This is a genomic window from Nostoc sp. (genome assembly GCF_036917095.1).
In the GTDB taxonomy this organism is placed as follows: Bacteria; Cyanobacteriota; Cyanobacteriia; order Cyanobacteriales; family Nostocaceae; genus Nostoc.
In genome coordinates this window covers 21,849-28,239 of record NZ_JBALFH010000026.1, presented here as the reverse complement: position 1 = coordinate 28,239, position 6,391 = coordinate 21,849, and the positions used below count along the sequence as shown (strand labels likewise).

Below are 6,391 nucleotides of genomic sequence, written 5' to 3'. Positions count from 1 at the left end.
GTCAGGATGCTTTAAGGCTGACAAGATAATATTTTTAACCTCTAATTCCTTTTGATTTGCGTTCTCTCATATCGCTTTTAGTCTAAACTCCAGAAATAAGATATGCTGCGATACTCTTCAGTTCAGTCTAAAATTGTTGCTATAAAGGCAAAATTTTGCGTCTCTACAGGTTTAAAATTTTACTATATAAGAATATAATCTAACGCTAGAAATGCCAACCTTAAATAATAAACAAAAAGCACCTTTTTTAAGGTGCTTTTATTTAAAAATAAATAACATTTGATTTTTCAAACAATTATTTAGGTATTGTAATTGTTAGTCCGGGGACTGCGAGCACCAGTTACCGCTCCAATCATTGAGGCTATTAAACCCAACAAAGAACCAAACACAAACCACCACAATCCCGAACGCAAATTAGCTGCTGCATCACGAGCTTGTTGGGCACTTATGTTTGCTTGTGGTACATTAACGCCACCTTGCTGTTGTACCTGGTTTATGACTTCCCCAGCGTTAGAAGCAGCAACACCAAAAGCACCAGATACTCCACTTGCTAAAAGCCATGAGCTAACTGCCAAAGTCGTTGCCCAAAGAATTGCGCCGTTAAGAAGAGCTGTATTGCGGTTCATTGGCCCACAAGCACGGGCTGTAACCCAACCACCAGTAAATAGGGAAATTAGTAAAGCGATAGTTGACCAAAGTCCCGCATTACCCGCAGCGTTAGGGGCAATTGATCTGGGTGCACCTGAACTTTCAACTGTGCCTGCCGCAACCGCACCAATTATAGCGCTCAAAATTAATTGGGTAGCTAAGGAAACTAACAAACCAGAGATAATCGGCCCCCAGCGAACAAGATCGTGATATTCAGCTACTCGGCCTGCTACCGCAGGCTCAGTATGAATAGCGTCATTACCTGTCCGATTTACGTATGACATAGCTTATGTTCTCCAGTGCTGTTTCAGCTAAAGCTGCTGCTTAGGTATATTCATGTTTCTGCTTAAAATTAAATAACTAAATGAGCTGTTTTAATCTCTATCGATAGAAAGATTTAATAGGTCTATCTTTAGTAAGAAAAAATAGATTAATTTTAACAATTTTTAATATATTTTAGTATTTTTTTATGTATTAATAATTTTATTTTCAAAATAAAATTCTAAACTTAAAATACAACTATTAGCTAGTTATCATAAACTAGCCTTAAAGATGTATGTAATTAAACTTAATCTAACTAAAACTTTGTAATGATTGTCAAAAGTAAAAATAATCAAAAATTAACGCATCCTCACAGCAGTGCCTGTGGCAGTAATCAGCAAAAGAACTCCTGATTGGTCAATATTGATTGTGCCAGTATCAATTTCAATTCCGATCACAGCATTCGCTCCTAGACGTTGTGCTCGTTGTTCTAATTCTTCTAATGCCTTGCGTTGACCCTGCTCAAATAGACGCTCATAGCTACCAGTGCGTCCACCGATAATATCTCGAATACCAGCCAAAAAATCCCGCAAGAAATTGCTACCATAGACTACTTCTGCTGTCACAATACCTAAATATGACTCAATAACGGCTCCTTGAATCACATCAGTGGTAGTTATAATCATAAGTTAGCCTCTTAGATTAAGATATAGGTTGATATTTATTATTCATAAGTTTATCAAAATACTTTAGCAATTGTAAGTTTGATTACAGAACACAGGTTAGATCAATATCCTCTCACAATTTTAGATTGCGATCGCTTCCATCTGGGGTAAAATGCCATCGTAACTACAGCTTTTTTTGTAGTATTGTCCTGACAAAGCAGGAATTCAAGGAATCTTTTACTTGTTGAATTTATATTACCGTGTAATGAGCAAAAAATGATGTAAACGCCTAAATGGTAGCTTTGCAAAGGGTAGTACAAAGGACTAAAATGTGAAAAAAATTGGATACAGAGTCAAGAAATTATTAAATTAAATAAAAACAGGAATGAATGTCAAACCCTGCAAGCTTGGTCCATCACTATCTAAGATTAAGTCTGATACCTGTTGGGATTTTCTGGCTAACAGGTATAACTACTGACTAAAAGAGGTGTCATTTTGCAGTTGTACTGATTTATATGTATGGTAACTTCATCTGAACCTTGATAGCTGATACTTCATTCTTCAGTAATAACTCCGTTATGTAGTGCTGATTGTAAAGGAAAGAGTGGAGGAACTATTCACATCTTAATCAATACGAAGAAATACAGTTTTCAAAAGCCAATATTTTTGTTTTAATGTACAAGAAAAAAGTCCTCTAAAATTTCAGGAAATTTACTGTGTACAAGCCAACAACATTTGTGTTTAGTGTGGTGTTATTAGGATGTTTTGCCTTCAGCATACCTTCAGTGGCTCAGGCTCAGGTATTAGTGGCGCAAGCCAAAAACCCAGAATTAAAGCAACTCCTAGAAGAAGGACGGAGGTTAGTGGATACCGGCGATTATGGTGGTGCGATCGCTGTTTATCAGCAAGCAGCTAGTCTAGATCCCAAGAATGCTAAAATTCATTCAGGGATTGGGTATTTATACGCTCAACAGGGAAATTACCAGGCAGCATTAACAGCTTATCGTCGTGCGATCGGCATCAGTCCTAACAATAGTGATTTTTACTACGCAGTAGGTTACATCAAAGCGAATTTGGGCGACACGGCTGGGGCAAAGGAAGGTTACCGTCGTGCCATACAGCTGAACCGTAACAACGTTAATGCCTATTTAGGATTAGCTGTGACGCAATCGCGTATGGGAGACTATAATGCTGCTACCTGGGCATATCAACAAGCAATCGACTTGGATAAGAACAATGCTCAGACTTATGAGTTGATGGGTTCAATGTATAAACAGCGACGACAAACCAAGCAAGCGAACAGCTTGCTTCAAAAAGCCCGCGACTTGTACAAGCGGCGCAATGACTCAGATGGCGTAGAAAGGGTAGAAGCCATGCTGCGACAATTAGGAGGATGAGGTTAATCTAACTGGCGTCCCGTTAATTCCACAAAAATATCTTCCAGATTAGAGGGACGCACCATCATTCCGGTTTTATCGGGCTGTTCATTTAAGTAGAGATTTGCTGCTTCCAAGGATGGGAAAAACAAATATTCCCAGCGACGAGCGCCATCACTCCCCACTTCAGACACACCCAATTGCTTCATCACCAAACCTTCACCGTGAGCAGAACGGAGCTGTTGTAAAGTTCCCAAAGAAATCAGCTTACCGCTATCCATAATACCGATGCGTCCTGGCTTGGTAGAGCCAAAAGCATCGCACAAAAATTCGACCTCATCCATATAATGAGTCGTCAGTAGCATCGTCATCCCTTGTTTATTCAAATCCCGAATAATTTCCCAGAGGCGTCTCCTGGTTTGGGGGTCTAGTCCTACCGTTGGTTCATCCAAAAACAAAATTTGTGGTTGATGCAATAAAGCTCTCGCAATCTGCAACCGTCGTTTCATACCCCCAGACAGGGTTTTTACCAAATCATTGCGTTTTTCTGCTAGCTCAACATACTCTAGCCATTGACTAATTAGTTTTTGTCGCTGCGGGTTGCTAATGTGATGTAGTCTCGCATGCAGTTCCATATTTTCCCAAACGGTTAAATCGTTATCCACACTGACTTGCTGCAAGACTACGCCAATACTCTGTTTTGCCAGCATTGCTTGGTTCATCACATCATATCCATTTACTTCTATCCGTCCTTGAGACGGTTTCGTTAGTGTAGTCAGCATCCGAATTGTGGTTGATTTACCCGCACCGTTTGGGCCAAGTAGAGCAAATATCTCCCCCGCTTCAATTTTGAATGATAAGTCATTGACTACAGGTACATTGTTGTAAAACTTGTAGACGTTTTCTAGAAAAACAGCAGCAGCCATAGTCACTTTGCTCCAATTAAAAATTTAAAATCACCAAAGTTTTGATGGCCGGAAGCCAACTCTTAGACTTCTGTTTAAATTTAAAATAAGTCAGTCTATATCTTAGAGGATGTTTTACTGACTTTTCACGGTAAGTCCTCAAGCCCCTAAAAAGCCTGGCTTTTTCTAGAAGCTAATTATCAATAGCTCTAAGTTAATGAGAATAGATAACTGAAAAATCAGGGCTTGAGAAACCCTCAAAATGACCTTTTCCAGTCACATTCCATGAAAAGTCACACATAATTATTCGCGAACAACAAAATTCCCGACTTCTCTGAGAAATCGGGAATCTAAGGCTTCGATTTTCACAAATCAAATAAGATTCATATAGCGATTTTGATAGTAAGCCAAAATTTGGTAAACTTGTTGCCGACTGTCTGAACCAGAGTTTGCTGTCCACGAGATGGACAAGCCACCAACTTGACTTTGATTGTAATCAAACTGTTGGGATGACTGGGGAATTAAATCCACTTCCACCCCATCGACTTGACGTAAATGAGCTGCTATTTCTCTATATACTGTTAAAGGCAAACCAGCGAATTCAATTTTTTCCTTAGTCTCCATCTTTATGAAGCTCCAACATTAGAAGGACTTGAGGGGGGCGTTGTCACAGAAGTAGGATTGCCGCTAGCAGGTGCAGCTGACGGCGTTGAATTGACAGCCCCTTCCCCTACCATTTTGGCAACTTCAATACCATATTGTTCCAGAATCACGATTGGGTTGTAGCCTTGATTCATTTCAATACGTTTAATCAGTACGCCATCTGCTAATCGCTGTCCCGCCTGCACATAGCGACTCGTTGGCTCATCGGGTACTTTGATAATCGCCTGTGGTTCCTTACTAATTAGAACTACACCAGTCACAAGAACTGCCTTTGCTAACTCAGGTTGTGCTGGTGGTGGCAATACAGATACTAAAGTGGGGTTGGAAACAACTTGAGGCAAAACCTTAGGCAAGACTGAAATCAAGCTAGGATTGACTTTTTTGCGTACAGAAGAAACGTTATTTTTCTTTGGATTTAAAGCTATGTTCTTTGGATTCAAAGCTATGGTGCGTGTTGGAAGTTTTCGTCCTGCTAGTGATGCAGTAGGTAGCTTAGGCAACACGGGAAGAGGTCTTCTAGGTGTTGTAGGCGTTCCGAAAACCGTCTGCCCAAAAAGTTGTGCAAACGGGTCACTTCGATTTTTTGCTAGCAAAATTAGCGGTACTCGCTCTGTAGCATTAGTGGATTGAATCAAGTTAACAGATGCAGGAGCAACTTGTGAAACCTGTTTGGCAGGTATCACTGGATTCTTAAAGGATTGAGCCGCTGGTGGCGACTTTGTTGCTATTTTGGGAATTGGCGCAGGATTGATGGCTTGTGGTGTATCTTCAGAAGCACATCCAGCGATCGCCAAAGTTAAAATAGCTGCAATTGTAATTTTTGAAGTTCTGCCCATGAGCTGTTCTCAAAAGCCATTGGAAAATTTAAAAATGGAAATCAACATGCCTGAAATTAGTATCAAAGGCAAAGTATGTTCCCTTTATAACCTAATTTTTTACATTTCAAGGGTGATTATTAGCACTCCCTACCCAGCATAACTGCGGTTTGGTGTTTATTTGCAATCAATCTTCTGCTACACCCATAAGCTGTTTCATCAAATCCAGACCTTTCTTGACTCTACGGGAAACCGTTACTACACTGATGCCTAGATGTTCTGCAACTTGTTTTTGTGTCAAATCTTGCAAAAACACACATTCCAATACATCGCGGGTGCGTTTTTCTAGCTGAACTAATGCTTGTTGTAAGCGAAGTTGGTCTTCTTGTGCCAGTTGAAAACTACGATAGTTAGGATCTGGAACCAATTCTCCCAAGCAGGTAGAGCCTTCTTCTCCATCTTGGATTGGCACATCGAGACTTAAGGGGGCGCGATTAACCCATGCTAATTTAATTTCTTGCCATTCGTTGGGAGTAATTTCTAGGGCTGCTGCTAATTCCGAGTCGGTTGGTTGGCGATTATGTTTTTCACGCCAAGAACGTGAAACTCCTATTGCTTGCTGTTGTAGCGCTAACCACCTCCGAGGAATTCGCACGGTGACACCTTTATCTCGGAGATAGTGTTGAATTTCACCCCGAATATAAGGAAGAGCATAGGAACTGAAGGCATGTCCCTTGGAAAGTTCAAATCTTTCAATAGCTCTGATTAAACCCAAACATCCAACCTGGAGCAAATCATCGTAGGTTTCATGACATTGATTCGTCCAGTAGTGAGCTTCTTTTCTCACAAGCCCAAAATTGAGTTTTACCAGTTGATTGCGGACATTTTCTGACGGAGATTGCTGATATTCTCGCAACAACTGCCAAATTTCGTGTTTTAGTTCATTGGTGACTGTGGTAGGCATAGCACCGGGTTTATTGAGCAAATTAAAGAATCAATTATTCGCTTTTAGATTAAGCTGCGATCGCACGACATCAAAGACAATATCGGGCTATATG

At 40.3% G+C, this 6,391-nt stretch carries 7 protein-coding genes; 1 reads left to right on the top strand and 6 read right to left on the bottom strand.

All coding sequences use genetic code 11. The features are described 5' to 3' along the window. Positions 1-299: 299 nt before the first annotated feature. Complete coding sequence (locus tag V7L01_RS13600) at positions 300-932, bottom strand: hypothetical protein (RefSeq protein WP_335035519.1); 633 nt, start codon at positions 930-932, stop codon at positions 300-302. Between the two features lie 336 nt (positions 933-1,268). Next, positions 1,269-1,595 (bottom strand): YbjQ family protein, encoded by a 327-nt coding sequence (locus V7L01_RS13595; protein ID WP_196528493.1) that lies wholly within the window; start codon positions 1,593-1,595, stop codon positions 1,269-1,271. Between the two features lie 695 nt (positions 1,596-2,290). Here V7L01_RS13595 and V7L01_RS13590 point away from each other — a divergent pair. Beyond that, positions 2,291-2,971, top strand: coding sequence for a tetratricopeptide repeat protein (locus V7L01_RS13590; RefSeq protein WP_335035517.1), 681 nt, complete (start codon positions 2,291-2,293; stop codon positions 2,969-2,971). Between the two features lie 2 nt (positions 2,972-2,973). Here the strand turns inward: V7L01_RS13590 and V7L01_RS13585 are convergent, their stop codons facing one another. The 4 genes from V7L01_RS13585 to V7L01_RS13570 all read right to left on the bottom strand — a co-directional run bounded on the left by V7L01_RS13585 (position 2,974) and on the right by V7L01_RS13570 (position 6,297). After that, entirely contained in the window at positions 2,974-3,876 is a 903-nt protein-coding gene (locus V7L01_RS13585; RefSeq protein WP_335035515.1) for an ABC transporter ATP-binding protein, read from the bottom strand. Positions 3,877-4,227: 351 nt separating this feature from the next. Further along, positions 4,228-4,479, bottom strand: a complete 252-nt coding sequence (locus tag V7L01_RS13580; protein WP_335035513.1) for a hypothetical protein — start codon at positions 4,477-4,479, stop codon at positions 4,228-4,230. A gap of 2 nt (positions 4,480-4,481) precedes the next feature. Next, a complete protein-coding gene (locus V7L01_RS13575; RefSeq protein ID WP_335035512.1) occupies positions 4,482-5,354 on the bottom strand; it encodes a hypothetical protein in 873 nt (290 codons plus the stop codon). 166 nt (positions 5,355-5,520) lie between these two features. After that, the gene (locus V7L01_RS13570) at positions 5,521-6,297 is read right to left on the bottom strand and encodes an RNA polymerase sigma factor SigF (protein WP_335035510.1); all 777 of its coding nucleotides are present in this window, start codon (positions 6,295-6,297) and stop codon (positions 5,521-5,523) included. Between the last annotated feature and the right edge of the window lie 94 nt (positions 6,298-6,391).